Annotated in this window: 23 protein-coding genes; 19 read left to right on the top strand and 4 right to left on the bottom strand. The window is 67.1% G+C overall.

Annotated features, from left to right (window positions below; genetic code table 11):
* Positions 1-22: 22 nt before the first annotated feature.
* A complete protein-coding gene (gdhA, locus tag A5727_RS13430) occupies positions 23-1,378 on the bottom strand; it encodes an NADP-specific glutamate dehydrogenase (protein WP_068249831.1) in 1,356 nt (451 codons plus the stop codon).
* Complete coding sequence (gene metG / locus A5727_RS13435; RefSeq protein WP_068249833.1) at positions 1,378-2,931, bottom strand: methionine--tRNA ligase; 1,554 nt, start codon at positions 2,929-2,931, stop codon at positions 1,378-1,380. Before metG ends, gdhA begins: the two co-directional genes overlap by 1 nt.
* Positions 2,932-3,027: 96 nt before the next feature.
* Between metG and A5727_RS13440 the strand changes: the two genes are divergently transcribed.
* From A5727_RS13440 to rsmA, 3 genes are all read left to right on the top strand, one after another.
* Positions 3,028-3,825, top strand: coding sequence for a TatD family hydrolase (locus A5727_RS13440; protein WP_231992067.1), 798 nt, complete (start codon positions 3,028-3,030; stop codon positions 3,823-3,825).
* A gap of 119 nt (positions 3,826-3,944) precedes the next feature.
* On the top strand, positions 3,945-5,072 hold the full coding sequence (locus A5727_RS13445) for a resuscitation-promoting factor (RefSeq protein ID WP_082949787.1): 1,128 nt from the start codon (positions 3,945-3,947) through the stop codon (positions 5,070-5,072).
* Positions 5,069-5,959, top strand: coding sequence for a 16S rRNA (adenine(1518)-N(6)/adenine(1519)-N(6))-dimethyltransferase RsmA (gene rsmA / locus A5727_RS13450; protein WP_068249839.1), 891 nt, complete (start codon positions 5,069-5,071; stop codon positions 5,957-5,959). Before A5727_RS13445 ends, rsmA begins: the two co-directional genes overlap by 4 nt.
* Positions 5,960-5,964: 5 nt before the next feature.
* Here rsmA and A5727_RS13455 read toward each other — a convergent pair whose 3' ends face one another.
* Positions 5,965-6,816 carry a serine/threonine-protein kinase gene (locus A5727_RS13455; protein ID WP_068249842.1) on the bottom strand — a complete coding sequence of 284 codons (852 nt, stop codon included), beginning with the start codon at positions 6,814-6,816 and terminating at the stop codon, positions 5,965-5,967.
* 59 nt (positions 6,817-6,875) lie between these two features.
* Between A5727_RS13455 and A5727_RS13460 the strand changes: the two genes are divergently transcribed.
* From A5727_RS13460 to fabG, 4 genes are all read left to right on the top strand, one after another.
* Entirely contained in the window at positions 6,876-7,820 is a 945-nt protein-coding gene (locus A5727_RS13460; protein ID WP_068249843.1) for a 4-(cytidine 5'-diphospho)-2-C-methyl-D-erythritol kinase, read from the top strand.
* A 305-nt stretch (positions 7,821-8,125) separates the two neighbouring features.
* The gene (locus tag A5727_RS13465; protein ID WP_068249844.1) at positions 8,126-9,760 is read left to right on the top strand and encodes a fatty acyl-AMP ligase; all 1,635 of its coding nucleotides are present in this window, start codon (positions 8,126-8,128) and stop codon (positions 9,758-9,760) included.
* 296 nt (positions 9,761-10,056) lie between these two features.
* A complete protein-coding gene (locus A5727_RS13470; protein WP_068249847.1) occupies positions 10,057-11,583 on the top strand; it encodes an APC family permease in 1,527 nt (508 codons plus the stop codon).
* A gap of 99 nt (positions 11,584-11,682) precedes the next feature.
* The gene (fabG, locus tag A5727_RS13475) at positions 11,683-12,450 is read left to right on the top strand and encodes a 3-oxoacyl-ACP reductase FabG (protein ID WP_068249849.1); all 768 of its coding nucleotides are present in this window, start codon (positions 11,683-11,685) and stop codon (positions 12,448-12,450) included.
* A gap of 19 nt (positions 12,451-12,469) precedes the next feature.
* Here the strand turns inward: fabG and A5727_RS13480 are convergent, their stop codons facing one another.
* Positions 12,470-13,207 carry a FadR/GntR family transcriptional regulator gene (locus tag A5727_RS13480; protein WP_068249851.1) on the bottom strand — a complete coding sequence of 246 codons (738 nt, stop codon included), beginning with the start codon at positions 13,205-13,207 and terminating at the stop codon, positions 12,470-12,472.
* Positions 13,208-13,410: 203 nt separating this feature from the next.
* On the opposite strand from A5727_RS13480, the gene A5727_RS13485 reads away from it, so the two are divergent.
* The 12 genes from A5727_RS13485 (at position 13,411) to A5727_RS13540 (ending at position 24,835) form a co-directional block, all read left to right on the top strand.
* A complete protein-coding gene (locus tag A5727_RS13485) occupies positions 13,411-14,142 on the top strand; it encodes an SDR family NAD(P)-dependent oxidoreductase (protein ID WP_082949788.1) in 732 nt (243 codons plus the stop codon).
* Positions 14,139-15,404 carry a YlbE family protein gene (locus A5727_RS13490; RefSeq protein WP_068249852.1) on the top strand — a complete coding sequence of 422 codons (1,266 nt, stop codon included), beginning with the start codon at positions 14,139-14,141 and terminating at the stop codon, positions 15,402-15,404. The genes A5727_RS13485 and A5727_RS13490 overlap by 4 nt, the downstream gene beginning before the upstream one ends.
* 5 nt (positions 15,405-15,409) lie before the next feature.
* Positions 15,410-16,177, top strand: coding sequence for an SDR family NAD(P)-dependent oxidoreductase (locus tag A5727_RS13495; protein WP_068249884.1), 768 nt, complete (start codon positions 15,410-15,412; stop codon positions 16,175-16,177).
* Positions 16,174-17,238 carry a hypothetical protein gene (locus A5727_RS13500; protein ID WP_068249853.1) on the top strand — a complete coding sequence of 355 codons (1,065 nt, stop codon included), beginning with the start codon at positions 16,174-16,176 and terminating at the stop codon, positions 17,236-17,238. Before A5727_RS13495 ends, A5727_RS13500 begins: the two co-directional genes overlap by 4 nt.
* Entirely contained in the window at positions 17,231-18,532 is a 1,302-nt protein-coding gene (locus tag A5727_RS13505; protein ID WP_068249854.1) for a type I glutamate--ammonia ligase, read from the top strand. The genes A5727_RS13500 and A5727_RS13505 overlap by 8 nt, the downstream gene beginning before the upstream one ends.
* Positions 18,529-19,914, top strand: a complete 1,386-nt coding sequence (locus A5727_RS13510; protein ID WP_068249856.1) for a glutamine synthetase family protein — start codon at positions 18,529-18,531, stop codon at positions 19,912-19,914. Before A5727_RS13505 ends, A5727_RS13510 begins: the two co-directional genes overlap by 4 nt.
* 36 nt (positions 19,915-19,950) lie before the next feature.
* Complete coding sequence (locus tag A5727_RS13515; RefSeq protein WP_068249858.1) at positions 19,951-20,883, top strand: alpha/beta hydrolase; 933 nt, start codon at positions 19,951-19,953, stop codon at positions 20,881-20,883.
* Complete coding sequence (locus A5727_RS13520; protein WP_068249860.1) at positions 20,880-21,608, top strand: SDR family NAD(P)-dependent oxidoreductase; 729 nt, start codon at positions 20,880-20,882, stop codon at positions 21,606-21,608. The genes A5727_RS13515 and A5727_RS13520 overlap by 4 nt, the downstream gene beginning before the upstream one ends.
* A gap of 147 nt (positions 21,609-21,755) precedes the next feature.
* A complete protein-coding gene (locus A5727_RS13525; protein ID WP_068249862.1) occupies positions 21,756-23,225 on the top strand; it encodes a flavin-containing monooxygenase in 1,470 nt (489 codons plus the stop codon).
* 15 nt (positions 23,226-23,240) lie between these two features.
* Complete coding sequence (locus A5727_RS13530) at positions 23,241-23,978, top strand: gamma-glutamyl-gamma-aminobutyrate hydrolase family protein (RefSeq protein ID WP_068249865.1); 738 nt, start codon at positions 23,241-23,243, stop codon at positions 23,976-23,978.
* A gap of 145 nt (positions 23,979-24,123) precedes the next feature.
* Positions 24,124-24,558: a hypothetical protein gene (locus tag A5727_RS13535; protein ID WP_068249867.1), complete on the top strand. Its 435-nt coding sequence runs from the start codon at positions 24,124-24,126 to the stop codon at positions 24,556-24,558.
* 46 nt (positions 24,559-24,604) lie between these two features.
* Positions 24,605-24,835, top strand: a complete 231-nt coding sequence (locus A5727_RS13540) for a hypothetical protein (RefSeq protein WP_068249869.1) — start codon at positions 24,605-24,607, stop codon at positions 24,833-24,835.
* The last annotated feature ends 139 nt before the right edge of the window (positions 24,836-24,974 follow it).

A 24,974-nucleotide genomic window follows, 5' to 3' on the forward strand; every position in this document is an offset into this window, starting at 1 on the left:
TTTTGTGACCTACATCACGCGCTTACACCAGGCCGAGTGCGGCCATCGCGTCGGCGACCCGAATGAAACCCGCGATGTTCGCGCCCGCGACGTAGTTGCCCGGCTGGCCGTACTCGTCGGCGGTGGACAGGCAGCGGTCGTGGATGCGGCCCATGATCTCCGCCAACCGCTCCTCGGTGTCCTCGAAGGTCCACGAATCACGCGAGGCGTTCTGCTGCATCTCCAGTGCGCTGGTGGCCACACCGCCGGCGTTAGCGGCCTTGCCGGGCGCGAAGACGACCCCGGCCTCGGTGAACTGCTTGACCGCCGACGGCGTGCACGGCATGTTCGCGCCCTCGGCGACGATCCTGCAGCCCGACTTGATCAGGGCGGTCGCGGCATCGCCGTCGAGTTCGTTCTGCGTGGCGCAGGGCAGCGCGACGTCACAGGGGATGTCCCACACCGAACCGCCCGACACGAACTCGGTGGCGCCGCCGCGAGCGTCGACGTACTCGGCGATGCGGCCGCGCCGCACCTCCTTGACCTCCTTGAGCAGTTCGAGGTCGATGCCCTTCTCGTCGACCACATAGCCGCTGGAATCCGAGCAGCCGACGACGATGCCGCCGAGCTGGTGGATCTTCTCGATCGCGTAGATCGCGACGTTGCCCGAACCCGACACCACGGCACGGGTACCGTCGAAGGACTTCCCGCGGCTGCGCAGGATCTCCTCGACGAAGAACACCGTGCCGTAACCGGTGGCCTCGGTGCGGACCTGCGATCCGCCCCACGTCAGGCCCTTGCCGGTGAACACACCCGACTCGTAGCGGTTGGTGATGCGCTTGTACTGGCCGAACATGTAACCGAGTTCGCGCATGCCGACGCCGATGTCACCGGCCGGCACATCGGTGTATTCGCCCAGATGCCGGTACAACTCGGTCATGAAGGACTGACAGAACCGCATCACCTCGGCGTCCGAGCGGCCCTTGGGGTCGAAGTCCGAGCCGCCCTTGCCGCCGCCGATCGGCAGGCCGGTCAGCGAATTCTTGAAGATCTGCTCGAAGCCGAGGAACTTCACGATGCCCAGATAGACCGACGGGTGGAACCGCAACCCACCCTTGAAAGGTCCCAGCGCGGAGTTGAATTCGACGCGGAAGCCGCGGTTGAGCTGGACTGTGCCGGAATCGTCGATCCAGGGCACCCGGAAGATGATCTGACGTTCGGGCTCGCACAGCCGGCGGATCACCGCGGTGTCGGCGTACTCGGGATGCTTGGCGACCACCGGCCCCAGGCTCGTCAGGACCTCGTAGACGGCTTGATGGAATTCGGCTTCGCCGGTGTTGCGGCGCATCACCTCATCGAAGACATCCCGTAGCTTCACATGCAGATCGTCGGTGTTCATCAGTTCTCTTCCACCTGATATCGCGGGAACACGCCCTCTGGTTTCGGCAGCTGCGTGCCCGGCACAAGCCGAGTGTTGAGCGCGCTGAAATCCCGCTGGTCTTCCGGCTGGCCCAACAGGTCCAGCAGTTTGGCTGACGATGTCGGCATCACGGGCTGCACCAGTAGCGCCGCGATTCGGACTGCCTCCATCGTCGTGTAAAGCACTGTGCCGAAACGCTGCTGGTCGGCAGCGTCCTCGGACTTCCGCAGTACCCACGGCTCCTGAGCGGAGAAGTATCGGTTGGCCGCGCCCAGCATCAGCCAGATCGCTTCGAGCGCAAGATGCATGGCCGGGTTGTCGAAATGTCTGCGAGCGGTGTCGAGCAGCACGTCGGCCTGGGCCAGCAGGGCCTCGTCCTCGGCGGTGAACGCGCCGGGCTGCGGCACCACGCCGCTGAGGTTCTTGGCCACCATCGACAGCGAGCGCTGGGCCAGATTGCCCAATTCGTTGGCCAGGTCGGTGTTGATCCGGCTGATGATGGCCTCTTCGCTGTAGCTGCCGTCCTGGCCGAACGGGACCTCGCGCAGCAGGAAGTACCGGACCTGGTCGAGACCGAAGGCGTCGACGAGGTTGATCGGGTCGACGACGTTGCCCACCGACTTGCTCATCTTCTCGCCGCGGTTGAACACGAAGCCGTGCGCAAAGACCTGGCGCGGCAACTCGATTCCCGCTGACATCAGGAATGCGGGCCAGTACACCGCATGGAACCGGATGATGTCCTTGCCGATCATGTGCAGCTGGGCGGGCCAGTACCGGCCGAAATCCTCGGAGTCGGTGTCGGGAAAGCCAACGCCGGTCAGGTAATTCGTCAACGCGTCGACCCAGACGTACATGACGTGGTCGGGATGGCCGGGCACCGGCACACCCCAGTCGAACGTCGTGCGGGAGATCGACAGGTCGGTCAGGCCGCGTGAGACGAAGCTGACCACCTCGTTGCGGCGGGCCTCCGGGGCGATGAAGTCCGGGTTGGCCTCGTAGTGCGCCAGCAGGCGGTCGGCGTAGGCCGACAGCCGGAAGAAGTAGGTCTGCTCCTCGGTCCAGGTCACCTCGGTGCCTGTCTCGGTGGCGATCCGGGTGCCGTCGGGCCTGGACTCGATCTCGTCCTCGGTGAAGAAGCGCTCGTCGCGCACCGAGTACCAGCCCGCGTACGAGTCCAGGTAGATGTCGCCGTTGTCGTTCATCCGCTGCCAGATGGCCTTCGACGCCTCGTAGTGGTCGGGGTCGCTGGTCCTGATGAACCGGTCGAAGGAGATGCCGAGCTTCTCCTGCAGGCGTTGGAACACGTCGGAGTTGCGGCGCGCCAACTCGGCGGTCGGGATGCCCTCGGCCGCGGCCGTCTGCGCCATCTTGAGCCCGTGGACGTCAGTGCCGGTCAGGAAGCGGACGTCGTACCCGTCGAGACGCTTGAACCGCGCGATCGCATCGGTCGCGATGTACTCGTAGGCGTGCCCGACGTGCGGCGCGCCGTTGGGGTAGGCGATGGCCGTCGTCAGGTAGTAAGGCTCACTCATCAGGTACCCACCTTATTGTCTTCGGTTGTGTCAACGAAAAGCACGAGTGATTCCCGGCGCCGGACGCCGCCTCCCGCACCTGAGCCCCTCGCGCCGTTGATCGACGCTCACACCCATCTGGATGCCTGCGGCGCCTCCGACGCCCGCGATGTGGCCGACATCCTCGACCGCGCCGAAGCCGTCGGGGTGCAGGCCGTGGTGACCATCGCCGACGACCTGGAGGCCGCTGCGTGGGCCGCCGCGGCCACTGAGTGGGATTCCCGCGTGTACGCCGCGGTCGCGCTGCACCCGACTCGGGCGAACGCTCTCGACGACCACGCGCGGGCCGTGCTCGAGGACCTGGCGGGCCGAGACCGGGTCGTCGCGGTGGGGGAGACCGGCATGGACCTGTACTGGCCCGGCCGCCTCGAGGGCTGCGCCGAACCCGCCCAGCAACGTGAATCGTTCGCCTGGCACATCGACCTGGCGAAGCGGACCGGCAAGCCGTTGATGATCCACAACCGCGACGCCGATGCCGACGTGCTCGACGTGCTGCGTGCCGAAGGGGCCCCGGACGACGTCATCTTCCACTGCTTCTCGTCGGGCCCGGAGATGGCACGGACGTGCATCGACGCCGGTTGGTACCTCAGCCTGTCGGGCACGGTCAGCTTCAAGAATGCCGCCGACCTGCGGGAGGCCGCCGTGTTGATCCCGCGGGAGCAACTGCTGGTGGAGACCGATGCGCCGTTCCTCACTCCGCATCCGCACCGTGGGGCGCCGAACGAGCCGTACTGCCTGCCGTACACGGTGCGTGCGCTGGCCGACCTGACCGGCAGGCCGGCGAGCGAACTCGCTGCGGATTCGTCGGCAAATGCCAGGCGTGTGTACGGTCTGGAGGACGGCCCGGCTCTGTGAGGGTTATGAGAGTCCTCCTGCGAATTTGCCCCACCGCAGGAGCCTTCGTTACCGTCTTGTGATCATCAGGGGGACCTGTCGGTCCCCACCGGATTGAGACTGAGTTTGGACTGCCTGCGGTGAATGCTCTGACACAACTTCATCAATCGCAGTCTCGCGTGCTCAGGGTGCTCGTCGCCGCGATGCTGCTGGCGCTCACCTTCGCGGGCGGATACGCCGTCAAGGCACACAAGACCGTCACCCTGTCCGTCGACGGTGCACCGATCACCGTGACCACCATGAAGTCCCGCGTCATCGACGTCGTGACCGAGAACGGCTTCGACGTCGACGACCGCGACGACCTGCTGCCCGCCGCGGATTCCACCGTCCGTGACGCCGAGACCATCGTGCTCAAGCGCAGCAGGCCCGTGGAACTCTCGTTGGACGGTCAGCGCAGCCGGCAGGTGTGGACCACGGCGTCCACCGTCGATGAGGCGTTGGCGCAACTGAAGCTCACCGACACGGCCCCGGCGGCGGCCTCGCGCGGTTCCCGAGTCCCGTTGGAGGGGATGGCCCTTCCCGTGGTCAGCGCGAAGACCGTGCACATCAACGACGGCGGCGCGGTCCGCACCGTGCGCCTGGCCGCCCCGAACGTCGCCGGTCTGCTCGCGGAAGCCGGTGTGCCGCTGGAACAGAGCGACACGGTCGTGCCCGCGGGTGCGGATCCCGTGGTCGAGGGCATGCAGATTCAGGTCACCCGGATCCGGGTGGAGAAGGTCACCGAACGCCGGCCCCTGGACCCGAACGCTCAGCGGATCGAGGATCCGACGATGAACATGAGCCGTCAGGTCGTCGAGGACCCGGGCACGCCCGGCGCGCAGGACGTGACGTTCGCCGTCGCGAAGGTGAACGGCGTCGAAACCGGGCGCCTCCCTGTGGCAAATGTCGTGGTGACCCCCGCGCGGGATTCGGTCGTGAGGGTCGGCGCAAAGCCGGGAACCGAGGTTCCGCCGGTGACCAACGGACTGATCTGGGACGCGCTCGCACGCTGCGAATCCGGCGGGAACTGGTCCATCAACACTGGTAACGGCTACTACGGTGGCGTGCAATTTGACTTGAACACATGGGAACGGCAGGGCGGTTTGCGCTATGCTCCTCGTGCGGACCTGGCAACTCGTGAAGAACAGATCGCGATCGCCGAGGTGACGCGGGCTCGGCAAGGTTGGGGTGCATGGCCAACATGCAGTGGTAGGGCAGGTGTGAACTGACGATCCGACTCCTCGGGCGAACCGAGATAAGGAATCTGGCCAAGGAACTCGAGTTCCGGCCTCGTAAGTCGCTGGGTCAGAACTTCGTCCACGACGCGAACACCGTGCGCCGCATCGTGTCGGCGTCGAGCATCAATCGCAACGACCGCGTGATCGAAGTGGGACCCGGACTGGGTTCGTTGACGCTCGGAATCCTTGACCGCGGTGCGACTGTCACCGCTGTCGAAATCGATCCGGTCCTGGCACAACGCCTTCCGCAGACCATCGCCTCGCACTCTCACAGCGAGATCCACCGGCTCACGGTGCTCAACCGCGACATCCTGACGATCAAGCAGGCTGACCTCGACACCGAGCCCACCGCCCTGGTCGCCAATCTGCCGTACAACATCGCGGTTCCGGCGCTGCTGCACCTGCTCGCCGAGTTCCCGTCGATCAAGACCGTGATGGTCATGGTGCAGGCCGAGGTGGCTGAGCGGCTGGCCGCCGAGCCCAGCACCAAGGAGTACGGCGTCCCGAGCGCCAAGGTGCGCTTCTACGGTCGCGTCCGCCGGTACGGCATGGTCTCGCCCACGGTCTTCTGGCCGATCCCGCGCGTCTACTCCGGCCTGGTCCGGATCGATCGGTACGAGACGTCGCCGTGGCCCACGGATGAGAACTTCCGCGATCGGGTCTTCGAACTCGTCGACATCGCGTTCGCGCAGCGCCGCAAGACCTCGCGCAACGCGTTCGTCGAATGGGCGGGCTCGGGCAACGAGTCGGCCAGCCGGCTGCTGGCCGCCAGCATCGACCCGGCGCGCCGTGGTGAGACGCTGTCCATCGCGGACTTCGTCCGGCTCTACCAGCGCTCCGGCGAGTCCGATCAGCGCAGCGACATCCCCGCTCTCTAGCCGATTCAGCGCAGCGCGCGGACCAGCGCGTCGATGAATTCCTGGCACGTGCCGTAGCGCGCCTCCGGATCCTTGGCCAGTGCCTTGGCGAGCACCGAGTCGACCCCGCGGGCCAAGCCCGTCGGCGGCGGCAGCCGGTCGAGGTGGGCTTCGATGAGTTCGTTCGCGCTGCCGGCGGGAAACGGCGGCGCACCCGTGAGGAGTTCGACGGCAGTGCACGCCAGGGCGTAGAGGTCGGTGCCGCCCGCCGGCATCCGGCCCAGCAGCAGTTCGGGGGCGGCGTAGGGCAGCGACGCGTGGATCAGCGGTTCGCGGTGCTCCGGATGCCGGGTGATCCGGCGGGCGGGATCCAGCGACAGCCTCGACATCGGGTCGTGCGACAGCCGGATCGCCATGTCCTGCGCCAGGGAATGCGCCACCCCGAAATCGATCAGCACCGCGCCTCCGGCCTCGAAGTCGCGATGCACCAGGATGTTGGTCGGTTTGACGTCGCAGTGCACGATGCCCGCCCGGTGGGTGTGGTCGAGCCCGTCGGCGATCTGCGCCAGTGCCCGCATCCGCCGGTCGGATCCCAGGTGGCCGATGTCACCGCCGTCGACATACTGCATGGCCAGCCAGTCGGGCCCGTGCTCGTACATCGTGACGACGTGCCGATGGTCCACCCGCCTGGCGAAGGCGAATTCACGCTCGAGCCGAATCCGGGCGTCGGTGTGCTCGGTGTGCTCGGTGTCGAGAACCTTCAGGGCCACCGGGGTGCTGTCGGCGCCGCGGCGGGCCAGATACACAGTGGCGCTGCCGCCACGGCCCAGCACCTTCTCGGGCACGTAACCACACTGTTCTGGACCGGCAGGCGGCACGCCCTTGAGCGTATTGCGGCCTCGGCGTCCTCGGGGCGGTTCCTAGGTACCCTCGTCCGGTGACCGCGTCAGATGGCAACACCGCCGCCGACTGGGTGCCCACGGGTTCGGTGACCGTGCGGGTGCCCGGCAAGGTCAATCTGTTTCTGGCCGTGGGCGACCTTCGGGACGACGGCTATCACGAGCTCACGACGGTGTTCCACGCCGTGTCCCTGTTCGACGAGGTGACCGTGCGGACCTCGGATGTGATGTCACTCGACATCCTCGGCGAGGGCGCCGAGCATCTTCCGGTCGATGAGCGCAACCTGGCCTGGCAGGCCGCCGAACTCCTGGCCGAGCACGTCGGCCGCACACCTGATGTCGCGATCACCATCCGCAAGGCCATCCCGGTGGCAGGCGGGATGGCCGGTGGCAGTGCCGACGCCGCGGCGGTCCTGGTGGCCGCCAACGCGCTGTGGGAGCAGGGCGTTCCGCGCCGGGATCTGCACGCGCTGGCGGCGCAGTTGGGCAGCGACGTGCCCTTCGCGCTGCACGGCGGGACCGCATTGGGCACGGGCCGGGGCGAGGAGTTGGCGACGGTCCTCGCGCGCAACACGTTCCACTGGGTGCTCGCGTTCGGGCGGAACGGCCTGTCGACGCCCAAGGTGTTCGCCGAGATCGACCGGCTGCGCGAGGCGGGGTCGCCGCCGCGGCTCGAGGATCCCGAACCCGTGTTGGCCGCGCTGGCGTCCGGTGACGCCAAGGCGCTGGCACCGCTGCTCGGCAACGATCTGCAGCCTGCGGCACTGAGCCTGGATCCGGGCCTGCGTCGCACCCTGCGCGCGGGCAGGGAGGCCGGCGCGCTGGCCGGCATCGTCTCGGGGTCGGGGCCGACCTGCGCGTTCCTGTGTGCCTCGGAGTCCGCGGCCGTCGACGTCAGCACCGAGTTGGCCGGTGCCGGGGTGTGCCGCACGGTGCGGGTCGCAAGCGGCCCGGTCCACGGCGCACGCATCGTGAGCAGTTGACGCGTACCGATGATCTGTGCCCGGATGAGCAGCCCGAGGCGACCTGTGCAGTGGGATATGTCTCACCGAACTGCAAAGTTTGGCCGGTTACTTAAGAGGAGTTTAAGATGATCCGCGGTGATGGGTACCGCTCGATCTGTAGCCGCTGAGGTTTCGCCTGCCGGGGCCACCGGTGGTGTTCAGCGTGCCCGCCGTACTCAGCCGTTTCGAGATCCAACTGCCGCTCAATTGTTCTCGCGTGCCTCCTTGGGAGCACCCGTCGACGGGCGGACCATGGAATTGCTCCCGCAGCCGAGGAGGTCCTCGTGAGCAGATTCACCGACAAGATGTACTACAACGCCAGGACCAGCACTAAGGGCATGGTCACCGGCGAACCTCACGAGCCGGTCAGGCACACGTGGGGTGAGGTGCATGAGCGCGCCCGTCGCATTGCTGGAGGCCTCGCGGCCGCCGGCGTCGGCCACGGTGACGCCGTCGGTGTGCTCGCGGGGGCGCCCGTCGAGATCGCCCCCACCGCGCAGGGCCTGTGGATGCGCGGGGCGAGCCTGACCATGCTTCACCAGCCGACACCGCGCACGGATCTGGTGATGTGGGCCGAGGACACGATGAACGTCGTGGACATGATCGAGGCCAAGGCCGTGGTCATCTCCGAGCCCTTCATGGCCGCCGCGCCGGTGTTGGAGGAGAAGGGCCTGAAGGTCCTCACGGTCTCCGATCTGCTGGCGTTCGAGCCCGTCGACCCCGTCGAGACCGACGAGGACGACCTGGCGCTCATGCAGCTGACCTCCGGTTCGACCGGGTCGCCCAAGGCCGTCCACATCACGCACCGCAACCTGCACTCCAACGCCGAGGCGATGTTCATCGGCGCCGAGTACGACGTCGACAAGGACGTCATGGTCAGCTGGCTGCCGTGTTTCCACGACATGGGCATGATCGGCTTCCTGACCGTTCCGATGTACTTCGGTGCCGAACTGGTCAAGGTCACGCCCATGGACTTCCTGCGCGACACGCTGCTGTGGGCCAAGCTGATCGACAAGTACAAGGGCACCATGACGGCGGCCCCGAACTTCGCCTACGCGCTGTTCGCCAAGCGTCTGCGCAAGCAGGCCGAGCCCGGCCAGTTCGACCTCTCGACGCTGCGGTTCGCGCTGTCGGGGGCGGAGCCCGTCGAACCGGCCGACGTCGAGGACCTGATCGACGCGGGTAAGCCCTTCGGGCTCAAGCCATCGGCCATCCTGCCCGCCTACGGCATGGCCGAGGCCACGCTTGCGGTGTCGTTCTCGGAGTGCAACGCGGGCCTGGTGGTCGACGAGGTCGACGCGGACCTGCTGGCCGCGCTGCGTCAGGCCGTTCCGGCCACCAAGGGCAACACCAAGCGACTCGCTTCGCTGGGACCGCTGCTGGAGGGCATCGAGGCCCGCATCGTCGACGAACACGGAAATGTCCGTCCGGCGCGTGCGGTCGGCGTGATCGAACTGCGCGGCGACGCGATGACTCCCGGCCACACCACCATGGGCGGATTCATCCCGGCGCAGGACGAGCACGGTTGGTACGACACCGGCGACCTGGGTTACACCATGGAGAACGGGCACATCGTGGTGTGCGGTCGTGTCAAGGACGTCATCATCATGGCGGGCCGCAACATCTACCCGACCGACATCGAGCGCGCCGCGGGCCGGGTCGAGGGCGTGCGTCCCGGCTGCGCGGTCGCCGTGCGTCTGGACGCCGGGCATTCGCGCGAGACATTCGCGGTGGCCGTCGAGTCCAACGCCTATCAGGATCCCGCCGAGGTGCGCCGGATCGAGCACCAGGTCGCCCACGAGGTGGTCGCCGAGGTCGACGTGCGGCCCCGCAACGTGGTCGTGCTGGGCCCGGGCACCATCCCGAAGACACCGTCGGGCAAGCTGCGCCGGGCCAACTCGGTCGCGCTCGTCACCTAGGATCCCTTTTCCACGAGGGCCGAGTGGGTACGGCGACATTCCGTGTCGCACGTACCGACTCGGCCCTCGTGGCCTTTCTGGGGCACTTCTGGGGCCGGTCAGGACTCACCACGAGGATCCTTCCCAAACTCTGGGCACTAAGGGTGGGTCTTTAGTCCTTTTTGGGAAATGGGCTGCAATCTGCGCCATTCCGGATGCGAGGGGCGTCGCACTGCGCTAAGAATGGTCTATAGGTCTTGTTTTTAGGTCTTTGTGGCCCTAGTCTCACTCCAGCCCACCAGAAAGGAAGGCAACGCATGGCCGTTGAACCCTTGCCCAAGGCCACGGCGACCTCGCCGACCGGTCAGAACACACCCACGCTGAAGCGCGGCGCGATCGGACTCGTCGGAGTCGTCTTCATGGTCGTCGCATTCTCCGCACCCATCACCGCGATGACCGGAAACCTGCCGGTTGCGGTGGGATTCGGCAACGGTCTGGGCGCACCCGCCGGGTTCATCATCGCCACGATCGTGCTGACGGTGTTCAGCGTCGGCTTCGTGGCCCTCGCGCGGCACATCACCGCCGCAGGTGCCTTCTACACCTTCGTCTCGCGCGGGTGGTCGAAGATTCCGGGCCTGCCCGCGGGCGTGCTTCCGGCGTTCACCTACATGACCATGGAAGCCGGCCTGATCGGCATCTTCTCGGCGTTCGCCAACCAGGCCATGGCCTCCCAGTTCGGCATCGATCTGCCGTGGGAGCTCTACGCGGTGTTCTGCCTGGTGGCCATCGCCGTGCTGTCGCACTTCGACATCTCGGTGGCCGCCAAGGTCCTCGGTGTCGTGCTGGTCGCCGAGATCGCGATGCTGACCCTCACCTCGGTCGCGGGGTTGATCAACCACCCCGACGGCATGAGCTTCGAATCGTTGAACCCCGCCTCGGCGCTGAGCACCAACGGTGTGGCCGGCGGTGTGGTCGGCCTGGGCCTGCTGATGGCCTTCTGGTCCTGGGTCGGCTTCGAGTCGACCGCGATCTACGGTGAGGAGTCGAAGAACCCGAAGAAGATCGTGCCCCTGGCCACGCTCATCGCGGTGATCGGCATCGGCGCCTTCTACACCTTCGTGGCCTGGGGTGTGATCGTGGGCAACGGACCCGACAAGGCCGTCGAATTGGCTTCCGGCTCAAACCCGTTCGACTTGATCTACGTGCCCACCGAGGCCTACCTCGGCCCCTGGGCGGTCACGGTGTTCGAGTGGCTGGTGCTCGGCGGATCCTTCGCCTGCGCGCTGGCGATCCACAACTCGGCTGCCCGCTACCTCTTCGCCTTCGGCCGGGACGGCCTGCTGCCCCGGCGCCTGGGTGAGGCCCACCCCAAGCACTCCTCGCCGTGGGTGGCCTCGCTGGTGCAGAGCGTCTTCGCCGCTGTGCTGCTGACCGTGTGCTCCGTGTCGGGTTCGGATCCCTACGCCGATCTCTTTGTGCTGGTGGCGATTCTGGCCACACTGTGCCTGCTGGTGGTGCAGACGATGTGTTCGGCGACGACCATCATCTACTTCCACATCAAGAAGGAGCACCCGGAGACCGCAAGCTGGTGGCGCACCATTCTGTGCCCCATCATCGGTGGCGCAGGCATGGTCTACGTGATCTACCTGATGCTGACCAACATGCAGGCGGCCGCGGGAACGGCATCGGAAACTCTGTTCTTCAAGATGATCCCGTTCATCCTGGTGGGTCTGCTGTTCGGTTCCATGGCACTGGCGCTGTACTGGCGAAAGGCTCGGCCCGATCTGTACGCGCGGATCGGCAGCACGGTCTTCGACGACGGATCTTCCGGCTCGGCTGACTAGCCACCTCAATCTGCATGCCCGGCTTGGCTTTTCCCCCCCACAAGCCAAGCCGGGCATGCGCTTTCATGACACAGGAACACGAGAGCGGATGTGGAATCGATGACTGACTGGTCGACGATGAAGGTCCTGGTGACCGGCGGAAGTCAGGGCATCGGCCTGGGCATCGCCGAGGAGTTCCTCAAGGTGGGAGCCGCCGTGGCGATCGCCGGACGAAACCCGGCGACATTGGCCACGGCCGCTGAAAGGTTGTCCGCACCGGGCAGGCGAGTGGAGACGATCGTCGCCGACGTCGCCGACCGGGACTCCTGTGACCGGATGGCGCAGGAGTGTCAGCAGCGTCTCGGTGGACTGGATGTCCTGTGCGCCAACGCCGGAATCTATCCCGAGGCGCAGATCGACGACCTCACCCAGGATGACGTCACCTCGATCCTGGCCGTGAACGTCGGCGGCACGATATTCAGCGTGCAGGCGTGCCGGGCGGCGCTGCGCGCATCCGGGCGCGGCAGGGTCGTCGTGACGTCATCGATCACCGGTCCGATCACGGGCTATCCCGGCCTGAGTCACTACGGCGCCAGTAAGGCCGCCCAGCTGGGCTTCGTGCGAAGTGCCGCACTGGAGCTCACGCGAGACGGGATCACCGTCAACGCGGTCCTGCCCGGCAGTATCCGAACCGAGGGGCTCGACGGCCTCGGCGCAGAGGCGATCGCGAGCATGATCGCCTGCATTCCCCAGCGCAGACTGGGTTCTCCGGCTGACATCGCCGCCGCCGCAATGTACTTCGCGAGTGAAGAGGCGGGTTTTGTCACCGGCCAGACCCTGGTCGTCGACGGTGGACAGACCCTGCCGGAGTTCCCGGAGTCTCAGTGAGCTCTGCGGCCGCGCGGCCTCAGCGCTTGAGCCAGGCCTCGATGGTCTGGCGGGTGTCGTTGATGTGGGCCTCCATGCGGGCCGCGGCGAGCTCGGGGTCTCGGTTCTCGATGGCCTCGAGGATGGCCTCGTGGTAGTCGTTGGCATTGGGTTCGAGGCGGCCGAAGATCGCACCGACCGGCAGCCACATCCGCCTGCGCGCATCGGCGACGGCCTCGAGGAGCCGGTCGTTCTGTGCGGCTTGGGCGATGCCGAGGTGAAACGCCGAGTCCAGGGTCTGGAAGTCGCTGGTGTGCCGGGCAGACTGCTCGGCCAATGCGGTGTGCAGCGCGGTGTCCATACCGCGCAGCAGCTTGTGCAGCTCGTGCAGATCGGAGGCGCGGCGACGGTTCGCCGCCAGCCGGGTGGCTCCGGTCTCGACGATGGTGCGATAGTCGAACGCGTCCCGGATGGCGCGCTTGTCGCGCCGAAACTCCCGGCGCATCTCGGCCGCGTCGTACACCGGCGCCTGCACAGTGAAGCCGCCGCCGCGGCCGCGGCGCACGGCGATGAGGCCCTCGCGCTCCAGAACTGCAACGGCCGCACGGACGGTGGTCCTTGACACGTCCAGTGTTTCGGCCAACTCACGCTCGGTGGGAAGCCTGTCGCCGGGCCGGAACTGCCCGAGTTCGAGGGCGCGGCGCATCTGGTCCACCACGAGTTCGTGGGCAGGGATCTGTCGTACCGGACTCAACGCCGAAGCGTGCACATCCGACATGTAGAACCCCTTCCTTTCGTCGAAGGGTAACCCACGAGGCGGTCAATGCGGGTATGTCCGAGCCAATGGGCCATATCGGTGCCGGCGAGCGGGATGGCTGACGTGTCAAGAGGATTAAAGACCTAAACACTTGACCAATAGTTCTTTATGCGTGAGACTGAGGTCACTTCGCAAGTGAGGCATGAACCAGAAGGGGTATCGCGGTGGGAAACAAAGTCATCGTTACCGGCGGTGCCGGCGTCATCGGCCAGGCGATCTGCCGTCGTCTGATGGAGAGCGGCTATGTCGCCGTCGCGGCCGACCTCAAGCCGGCGATCGACGCGCTGGACCTCGACGCCGCCGGACTGAACGGTGCGCTGACAGTGGTGATGGACGTGAGCGACCGTGAAAGTGTCGCCTCGGCAGTCGAATCCGTCGTGGAGCCCGGAGAATCGCTGTACGGGTTGGTGAACTGCGCTGGCATCCTTCGGGATTCATTCCTGGGTGAGCTGGATGAGGCGAAGCTGGAGCTGATGTTCCAGGTGAACATCGCCGGCATGGCCCGGGTCACCGACGCGGTGGCACCGCTGCTCACCGAGGGCAGCGCGATCGTGAACATCGGCAGCCTGACCGGACACTTCGGCCGGTTCCGCGGCGCTTCGGTCTACGGTGCCACCAAGGCCGGAATCGCGGCCTACACCCGCTATGTCGCCGAGGAGCTCGCCCCCCGCGGGATCCGGGTCAACAACGTCGCCCCCGGCGTCATCCGGGCTCCGATGAGCCCGTCGATGGCTCGGGTCTCGGGCGGTGAAGAGGTCAGCGCCAGCTACGCGATGCTCAAGCGGATCGGCGAGCCCGAAGAGGTCGCCGAGGCGGTCGAGTTCCTGATCTCCCCGCGGGCCTCGTTCATCACCGCGCAGACGCTGCTGGTCGACGGAGGGGTGGTCGCCTGGTGACCACGACGATTGAGAACCCCACCTCCGTCGAGGCGGCCAACGCGGCGGCGTTCGCGCGACTCAACGAGGCCGATCCCTGGGTCGTCGATGTCGCGCCGGCCCGCGATGTGCTGCCCGGCTACCGCGACAACCTCGTCCTGACGTCGGGCGCACCGATGCCGTGGTCGGAATACACCGGCGGGCAGCGCGAGGCGCTGATCGGCGGCGCCCTGTTCGAAGGGCTGGCGCAGACTCGGGAGGAGGCGATCGAAGGCTTCGACTCGGGACGCATCGAGGTCGGCGCCTGCCACGACTACTCGGCGGTCGGTTCCCTGGCGGGGATCTACACGGCTTCCATGCCGGTGTTCGTCGTGGAGAACCGCGCGCACGGCAACCGCGGCTTCTGCAACTTCTACGAGGGCAAGGAGCCGCGCCGGCTCAACTACGGCTGCTACGACGACGGGGTCCGCGACCGTCTGCTGCACGTGAACAACGTGCTCGCGCCGGTGGTGGGCGAGGCGATCCGCCGTCGGGGCGGTATCGCGCTCAAGTCTCTGATCGCCCGGGCGCTCCGGATGGGCGACGAGGTGCACAGCCGCAATGCGGCCGCCTCGATCCTGTTCAACCGTGAGATCATGCCGTCGATCCTGGACATGGTGGAGGACAAGGTCCCGGGCGTTCGCGAGACCATCCTGCACCTGGCGGAGAACGACTACTTCTTCCTGCGCCTGTCGATGGCCGCCGCGAAGGCGTCCGCCGACGCCATGGTCGTGCCCGGGTCCACCCTGGTCTCGGCGATGGCCTTCAGCTGCCGCGGCTTCGCGATCAAGCTGGCCGGTCTCGGCGACACCTGGTTCGAGGGACCGCCGCCGATCCATCAGGGCAAGCTGTTCGCCGGCCACACCGAGGACGAGATCACCTGGATGGGTGGTGAGTCCCCGATCACCGAGACCATCGGGCTTGGCGGATTCGCCCAGGCCTGCGCCCTGTCGCTGCAGGAATACCAGGGCGGTTCGCCCGAGGTGATGATCGAGCGCAATCGAGAGATGTACGACATCACCCACGGCGAGAACAGCACCTACCGCATCCCGCTGTTCGAGTTCCGCGGCACGCCCACCGGCATCGACGCCCGCAAGGTGCTCGAGAGCGGAGTGCTGCCGGTCATGGACGTCGGACTCGCCGGCCGCGACGGCGGCCAGATCGGAGCCGGTGTCATCCGTGCGCCGCGGGAGTGCTTCGCTGATGCGATGGCAGAGCACCAGCGCCGATACGGGCAGGCATGATCTCCATGGGAGCCAAGACCCTCGCGCTGACGTTCAGCGGTGGAGACGCCGTCGTCACCGGGGCCGCAGCCGGCATCGGAGCGGCCACCGCGCGCACGCTGATGGCGGCGGGTGTGCGCACCATCCGGCTCGACGTTCGGGAACCGCAGCCGGACCCGCAGTTCGGTCCCGATATGCAGGCCTGCTGCGCGGCCGATGTCCGCGACACCGACCTGCTCGGCAGGCTCGCGGCAGCCGGAATCGCGGCGGACGACGTCGGCTACGTGGTGAACTGCGCCGGGATCATTGAGACCACCGGTTTCGGTGGGGTGACCCGTGAGCAGTGGCTGCGGTGTCTGGACATCAACCTCGTCGGCGCATACAACGTGCTGGATGCGTTGACACCGTCGCTGCGCCGCTCGCAGGCTGGCTCGGTGGTCAACATCGCCTCGATCGAGGCCACCCGGGTGGTGGCGCTGACCGACCCCGACCCGACTCCGCAGTACGCGGCGTCGAAGGCCGCTCTGCAGATGCTCACCCAGAGTGCGGCGCGGGCCCTGGCGGCCGACGGTGTGCGGGTCAACAGCGTCTCGCCAGGTTTCGTGGCCACCGCCATGGCCGCGGCTCACGGCGACACCAGCAGCCTGCCGCCCTCGCTGGCGCCGCGGGTGCCCGCCGGTCGGTTCGCCACCGCCGACGAGATCGCCAACGCCGTCGCGTTCCTGCTCAGTGATCAGGCCAGCTACATCACCGGTTCTGACCTGCGAGTCGACGGAGGCTTCCAGCTGTCATGACCACGCCGGTGCCGCCCGTGGTGGCGTACGAACCCTCGCTCGGGCGCGATGCGCGCCAGGGCAGCTGGGCGGAACTGTCCCGCGGCACCTTCCGGACCGCGATCGAGAAGGTGCACGCGGCCGAGTGGGAGGCCGCCGCGCGCCTGGTCGAGGTGTCGGTCCTCGAGGCCGAGGAGCTGCGTGACGTCTACGACCGCTGGCCCACCGCCACGCTGCAGTGGGTCCGCGACCATGGCGCCACGGAGGTCGCTGTCGAAGAGGCGGTGCGCCGACTCGGCGATCTGATCGGTGAGCCGGCGATGGCCGGCATCGCGGCCGAGTGGCCGGAGTACATCGCCGCGGCAGCGGCTGCCGCGCGGTTGTGCCGTGACCAGGACCCGGCGGCGGCGGAGAGCATCGAGGCCGCCCGGCGGGTGTGGCAGGGCATCCATGACCGTGCGGTGGACCGAGTCGCCGGCATGATCGACATCGCCGTCAGGCTGGTCGGGGAGTCGGCGCTCGGCGCCCTGTGGGACCACCTGATGGGCGACTGGTACGACGTCCACGAGCGCCGCTACGCGCTGACGAACCAGCCGTGGGAACAGTCGGCGCACCAGTTGATGGTCGCGATCGTCGACGGCTTCCACGCGCACCTCGCCGGCACCGGACGACAGGGCGACATCGAGCTCATCGAGGAGCCCCACCGGACCGGCTTCAGGTTCGCCCCGTGCGGCTCGGGTGGCCGTTCGTTGGATCCGGCGATCACCGACGGCCAGCCGCGGTCGGGAGCTCCGTTCGGTTTCGCGGTCACCACGCAGCCACACGACTGGGCTTGGAACACCGTCGGCATCTGCTCCTACTGCGTGCACTGCTGCCAGCTCAACGAGGTCATGCCGATCGACCGGCTGGGTCATCCCACGCGGGTGATCGATCCGCCGACCTGGGGCCCCGAAGCCACCACCACGTCGTGCACCTGGTGGGTCTATCACGACCCCGCCGACGTTCCCGATTCCGTCTATCGCCGGGTTGGCCGCGATCCAGCCCTGCGTCCGAGTCCATCGAGGGAGACTGCGCATGGCTGACACCGTGGCGATGACACAGCTCGAGGTCGCCGACTACGACCTCGGGCTCCGCGGCAAACTGGCCCGGGCCGACAAGACCACCGGCGGTTCGGGTCTCTCGTTCTGCACGATCCTCTACGGTCTGTCGGTCACCGACGACGTCACCGACACCCCGTTCAGCAACGCCGGCAACGGCTACCCTGACGCGCGGTTGGTGCCCGACGAGTCGACCCGCATCGAGCTGCCGTGGCGTCCGGGCACCGATGCGGTGATCGCCGAACTGACCGGCGCCGACGGGCAGCCGCTTGAGCTGTCGCCGCGTGCGGTGCTGGGATCGCTGAACCAGGGATACGCCGAGCTGGGGCTGCAGCCGGTGCTGGGCTTCGAATACGAGATGTGGCTGTTCATCGAGTCCCCGGGTGCACCCGGCGTGGGCGGCGCGCTGCCCGGCTACGTTCCCTTCGGACGCACCGAGAATGCGTACAGCCTCACTCGTGGCAATGAAATTCACTCTCTGGCCACTGATTTCATCAACCGGATGCAGCAGGTTGGCATCGAGGTGGAGATGTTCCACGGGGAACTGGGGCCCGGATTCTTCGAGTTCACCCTCGCGCCGGCGCCCGCGATCCGCGCTGCGGACAACGCGGCCCGCGCCCGTCAGTACCTGCGCGACCTGTGCGCCGAGCGGGGAATGCACGCCAGTTTCATGTCGAAACCGTACGCCGACAAGTCAGGCGCCGGGGGACACGTGCATTCGAGCCTGACGCGCGACGGGATCAACGTCTTCGCCGACGAGACCGGCGCCGCTCTCTCGGAGGAGGGCACCCACTACCTGGCCGGCCTGTTGGCGGGCATGCCCGACACGGTGTTGATGATGAACCCGAACATCAACTCCTACAAGCGCATCGATCCCGAGATGTACACACCATCGGTGGCGGACTGGGGGTTCGACAATCGGAGCACGGCGGCCCGCGTCCTGCTCGGTGAGCGGAAGTCCGCTCGGGTCGAACACCGTCGCCCCGGCGCGGACGCCAACCCCTACCTCGCTGCGGCCGCCCTGCTGGCCGCCGGGCTGCGCGGGCTGCGGGAACGGACGGCGCTGCCGGGCCGCGACGAGGATCCGCTCACGCTGCCCGGCGACCTCGGTGCCGCGCTGAGCCGGTTCGAGGGCTCGACGTGGTTGCCCGAACTCCTCGGCCCACAGTTCTGCGCTTCATTTGCGGCCACTCGCCGCGCCGAACTGCAGCGTTACGAGACGTGGCTGCGCACGACCATCACCGGTTGGGAACTCACTCGACACCTGGAGCACCAATGACGACGTCTGATGCAAACCTGTTGGACCTCGACCAGTTCGAGGCCCTCGCCCGCAGCGGAGAGATCAACACCGTGGTGTGCGCCGCGCCTGATCCGTACGGACGACTGGTGGGGAAGCGTCTGACGATCCCGGCGTTCCGTGAACTGGGTTTGACCGGGGCCGGTGTCGCCGCGAGTGGGTTCGTCTTCGCCGTCGACCTCGAGATGGAACCGCTGGACCTGCCGGTGGCCAACGCCGAGAACGGCTGGGCCGACATCCGGCTGGTGCCCGATCTCACGACACTGCGGCGGGTGCCGTGGGAACCCAATGTTGCGCTGGTGATCTGCGATGCCTACGAGATGGGGTCGGACACGCTGCTGGCGGTGGCGCCCAGGTCGATCCTGCGCAGGCAGATCGAGCGGGCAGCCCAGCAGGGACTGGCGTTCAAGTTCGCCTCCGAGCTGGAGTTCTATCTGGCTGCGGTGCCGCCCCGGCAGGCCTGGGAGCAGGGTTACCGGGAGCTGAAGATGCTGTCGGACTACCGATCCGACTATCAGATGATCCAGGCCAGCCGCGACGACTGGTTCATCGAGCAGATCCGCAATCAGATGCCGAAGTTCGGCGTGCCCATCGAGTCCTCGAAACCCGAATGGGGACTGGGACAGCAGGAGGTCACCCTCGACTACTGCTCCACCCTGGAGATGGCCGACCGGCACGTGCTGTTCAAGTACGGCGTCAAACAGCTTGCGCATCGCGCTGATCTGACCGCGACCTTCATGGCGAAACCGAAGATCGACGATGTCGGATCGTCGTGTCACCTGCATGTCAGCATGTGGTCGGCCGACGAGTCGACGCCGTTGTGCTGGTCGGAATCCGACCCGGGACGGATGGCGCCCACGTTCGGCTCCTTTGTGGCCGGACAGCTCGCCCATGCCGTCGACATCAGCCTGCTGTTCGCTCCCACGATCAACTCCTACAAGCGTTTCCAGCCGGATCAGTTCGCCGGCACGGCGATCGCACTGGGTTACGACAACCGGTCGTGCGCGTTCCGGCTGGTGGGCTCGGGTCCGTCGTTCCGGGTGGAGAATCGGATTCCTGGTGCCGACGTGAACCCTTACTACGCCTACGCGGGCACCATCGCGGCTGGGCTCGACGGCATCGAGCGTCGCCTCGAGGCGCCGGAGGTGTTCAGCGGAAACGCCTGGACCACAGACGAGATCGTCACTGTGCCCACCTCGCTGCATCGTTCGCTGGACCGGTTCGCCGAGAACAAGATGGCGCGGATGGCGTTCGGCGACGAGGTGTATGCGCATCTGCTGGAGTCGGCGCAGAACGAACTGGTCGCCTTCGATTCCCACACCGTCACCGACTGGGAATCCCGCCGCTACTACGAGCGCGTATAGCGCTGCCCACAAGACGAGAAGAAAGAGAAGCCGCACATGCCCATTGATCCCATCGCACAGAAGATGCTCGACGACGCGAAGGCCTCGGGACGTCCCAACGCCCATCTGCTGCCCGTCCCCACCGCCCGACAGAACTTTGAGAACACCTTCGGCGCGTTGGCCAAACCCGACATCTTCCGGACCGTCGACGTCACCATCCCGACCCGCGACGGCGCGCAGCTCCCCGGTCGCCTCTACCTGCCGTCCGACAGTTCGGACCTGCCGTTGACCGTCTACTACCACGGTGGGGGATGGCTGCTGGGCAGCATCGACTCCCACGACGTCGCGACGCGCCTGCTGGCGCTGGCGTCCGGCAGCGCCGTGCTGTCGGTCGGTTACCGGCGCGGACCGGAGGCGAGGTTCCCGACGGCGGTCCACGATGCGATCGACGCGCTCAACTGGGCGGTCAGCCCGAAGGCGGACCTCGGCGTCGACACCACGCGGGTCGCCGTCGCCGGCGACAGTGCGGGTGGAAACCTGGCAGCGGTGGTGGCCCTGCACGTCCGTGACGCCGGTGGTCCGGCATTGCGCCACCAGCTGTTGGTCTACCCGGTGACCACCACGGATCTGACGCGCGGCATGGACGCCGAATACGACGGCGTCATGCTCGAGCGCGACGAGTTGCAGTGGCACCAGGACAATTACCTGTCGAGCCCGGCGGCCGCCTCCGATCCGCGGGTCAATGTCCTTGACGCGGATCTGTCGGGAGCGGTGGAGGCCACGGTGATCCTGGCTGAGTGTGATCCGATCCGGCCGCAGGGCGAGCTGTACGCCAAAGCCCTTGCCGACGCAGGCGTCCCGGTGGAAAGCCACCTCACCCCGGGGCTGGTGCACGGCTTCTTCGGACTCGACGAGGTGTTCCCGAACGCCACCGAGGCCATGACGTTCGCCGGTCAGCGATTGGCCGCGGCCCTGGGCGTGGCGCGGTGACGCGCACCGCACTGGTCACCGGGGCCGGTGGCGGCATCGGGTCGGCCACCGTGGAACGCCTGGCGCGCGAAGGGATTCGGGTCATCGCCACCGATCTGAACCCGTCGGCGCCGGAGTTCCCGGCCGGCGTCGAATACATCCCGTTCGACCTGCGCTCCGGCGATCCGGAGGAGCTGTTCGAACCGCTGGCCGGGGCCGGACTGGACCACCTGGTCAACGCGGCCGGCGTCGCCCTGTTCGACCGCGACGGGTCGATGCTCGACATCGACGAGTCGATCTGGGACATCACCCTCGGGGTCAACCTGCACGGCCTGCGGCACGTCACGCGGGCCGCGATCCCGCACCTGCGCAAAGGAACTGGGCGCAGCATCGTGAACGTGGCCAGCACTGCGGGCCTGCGTGGCATGGATTCGCCGCTGGACGCCTACCAGGTCAGCAAGGCCGCCGTGGTATCGCTGACCCAGGCGCTGGCACTGCAGCTGGGACCGGAGGGCATCCGGTGCAACACCGTGTGCCCGGGCGCCACCCTGACGCCGATGATCGAGTATCTGTACACCGAGGATCCGGCGCGCCGCACCAACATGGAGCAGCGCACGCCGCTGCGCCGTCTCGGCCTGCCCGAGGACATCGCCAACGCCATCGCGTTCCTGCTGTCTGACGAAGCGTCCTTCATCACCGCCACCGACCTCGTCGTCGACGGCGGGTGGAGCAACCAGATCAAGTAGGTCACCGCGGTGACGGCCGGGGGTGACCGTTGACATTCTCAATAAAGGCCTAAATAATGAACCTATAGAACTTTAGGTTCGACATTCTCCGGCGAAGTCGCTCTGGCCCGCCCCTCGTTTTTCCGCATCATGGACAGGAGACCAAGGATGAACGCACCTGCTGGTGCCACTCCCCGAGTCGCGATCATCGGGTCGGGGTTCAGCGGCATCGCCGCAGCCATCGCCCTGCGCAAGAAGGGGATCGAGAACTTCACGATCTTCGAGCAGGCGCCGGAACTGGGCGGCACCTGGTTCTACAACCGCTACCCGGGCGCCGAGGTGGACCTGGAGTCGCACATCTACTCGTTCTCCTTCGAACGGTACGACTGGACCCGGACCCACGCCAGTTGGCGTGAGCTGCTCGGCTACCTCAACCACGTGGCGCGCAAATGGGATCTGCCCCGTCGCATCCGGTTCAACGAGAAGGTCGAGGACGTCACCTGGTCCGACACCGACGAGACCTACACGCTGACCACCTCCTCGGGGGAGGACCACGGCAGCTTCACCGCCGTCATCAGCGCCGTCGGCTTCCTGAACATCCCGCTGCTGCCGCCGTTCGCCCGCGAGGAGCACGACTTCGAGGGCGTGGTCTGCCACACCTCACGCTGGCCCGAAGGCGTGGACATGACCGGCAAGTCGATCGGCGTGGTCGGCACCGGTTCGTCGGCCGTCCAGGTGGTGACCGAGGCTGAGCGAGTCGGCAAGGACGTCAAGATCTTCCAGATCGAGCCGAACTGGCTGCTGCCCAAGGAGAGCCGGGACTTCACTGCGTCGGAGCGGCGCCTGAACCGACTGCTGCCGGTGTACGCCTACCGCCGGATGAAGCTGTACGTCAACTACGACCTGCGGCAGTACCGTTCCAGCCACGCCCGGGCCAACGGCTTCACCAACAAGCGCAAGCGCCGCGCCGCCGAGGCGTTCCTGCACCGCGAGTTGGGGTCGCGGCCTGATCTGCTCAAGCTGGCCACCCCGTCGTTCCCGTACGAGGGCAGGCGCACGGTCGTCAGCGACACCTACTACCGGTCGCTGCTGAGCCCCAAGGTCACCCTGGTGCCGCACGCCGTCAAGGGCCTGACCCGCACGGGCGCCGTCGACGCCAACGGTGACGAGCACGAACTCGACATCGTGGTGCTGGCAACCGGTTTCGACGCGGCCAACTACCTGGGCAACTACCGGGTGCACGGTCGCGGCGGGGTGGAACTGCACTCCGAATGGCAGGGTGAGCCGGAGGCCTTCCTGGGCATGATGGTGCCGAAGTTCCCGAACTTCTTCATCATGTACGGCCCGAACACCAACTCCATTCCGCTGGTGTCGTTCTACGAGGCGCAGGCCGCGTTCGCGGCGAGCCTGATCGGCCGGGCCGCCAAGGAGCGCCGCCGGACGATCGAGGTGCGCCGGTCGGCGTTCGTGGTCTACAACGAGTGGATTCAGGAGAAGCTGGCCAAGACGGTGTGGGCCGGCACCCGCAACTACTTCCAGGCCGGCAGCGGCCGGATCGTGTCGCAGTGGCCGTTCGGTGCCACGGCCTACATCCTGGCCACCAAGCTGCTCCGCCGCATCGCCGTTCGCCTGAGTTGATGAGATAGGAAGATTTTGTCTGCAAAGCCGGTTATCGCCGTCACGGTCAACACCTCGGAGTTCTCGTGGATGCTGCACTGGCGGCGGATGTTCGACGGCCTTCAGGAATGTGGGGCCATCGTGGTCGCAGTGGAATGTGCTACGGCCACAGCAGATCTGGATGCGCTGATGGGGCAGGTGGATGGGCTGGTCATCAGCGGGGGAGGTGATGTCGATCCGCGACGCTACGGCGGCGACCCCGAGGATCCGACCGTGGTCGGGACGAACCCGACGCGCGATGCCAACGAGATCGCGGCGTTCGAGGCCGCCTGGCAGCGCGGCGTCCCCACCCTGGCGATCTGCCGGGGTGCGCAGCTGGTGAACGTCCAGCGCGGCGGCACGCTCTACGTCGATCTGGCGCGTGATCATGCCTCCGACGTCGTGCATCGGCTGGGTGAGGATCGGCTCATGGAGATGGCTCATGAGGTCGAGGTGACCACGGGCTCCCGGCTGGCCGAGTGGATGGCCAGGGACGGCATGCTGCCGGTCAACAGTCAGCACCACCAGGGCATCCGCGATCTCGCCGACGGTTTCGTCGTGGCCGCGCGTGCCGCTGACGGGCTGATCGAGGCCTACGAGTCCACCGAGCGACCGTTCCTCGCGGTGCAGTGGCACCCCGAGGTGAACTGGAGCGTGGAGAACTCGTCGCGTCGACTGCTTGAATCATTCATCGCCTGCTGCTCGACGTCCGACCTCGCGGGCGTGGGCGGTTGACCACACCTGCGTGAAGCCAGGGCGGGGCCACGCCATGCACTCGACCTCCTGATACTGTCGCCCGCGACAACCCTTTGCCGACACCATCCCCGCCGCGGGTGGTGTGGGTCTAACCTTCCGGCGGTCGGCACACGTGAGGAGCCCAATGGCGCGCATTCGGACAGGTTCGGCGATGCTCGCCGCGGGCGTGCTCGTCTCGGTGGTGTCGGCGGCCTCGGCATGGGCCGGTGGGCCCAGCGGTGTCGTCGAGGGTGACGAGAACATCTCGCAGGCGGTCGGTTCCGGAGTGCTCGACGGAACCCTGGTCGGGTACAGCGCGACCGGCGTCGACAACGCGGCCGCCTCGGCGGCCGTCATCGCGGAGTGCGAGCGGGCGGGGGCCGTGGAATGCAGCCGCGACGAGGTGACCAACGACAATCTCTGCGTGGTTTCCGTCGGCGCCGATGACGGCTCCGGCATCGTGGCAGGCGGGGCTGGAGTCACCGTCGAGGCCGCCCGCGACGAGGCCTTCCGGCATGCCGAGACCGCCGGTGCGCCGCTTGATCCGGCAGCCCGGATCCTGGCATCGGCCTGCCCATGACCGGACCGATCCACATGACACAAACGCGAGGCGAGGGCAGAGCGGCATGACATTTCAGCGAACTGGTGCATTGGTGTTCGTCGGTGTGGCCGTGGCGGCGGTGATCTCGGCCCCGGTGGCCGGTGCTCGGCCGACCTGTCAGGACGCAGGCAGTCACGTCCGGTGCGAGACGAACGGCAGCGTGTCGATCAAGGCGGTGCCGCAGACCCGGGCACCCCACGTCAGTCAGGTGATGCCGCAGAACCAGAATCGGCGAGGAGTCGTCTTCAGCTGGTAGCGCCGGCGGTGGATGGGATGACTCCCGTCATCACGTCTCTGTGAGCGTCCGCATCGGTACGCGACACGCCGGGCAGGCTCAAGTGATCGCTGCAGCACCTGATTGGTAAGGGGTGTTGTTTCGATGGGATTTAGAGGGC

Source organism: Mycobacterium sp. ACS4331 (genome assembly GCF_001667265.1).
GTDB lineage: Bacteria > Actinomycetota > Actinomycetes > Mycobacteriales > Mycobacteriaceae > Mycobacterium.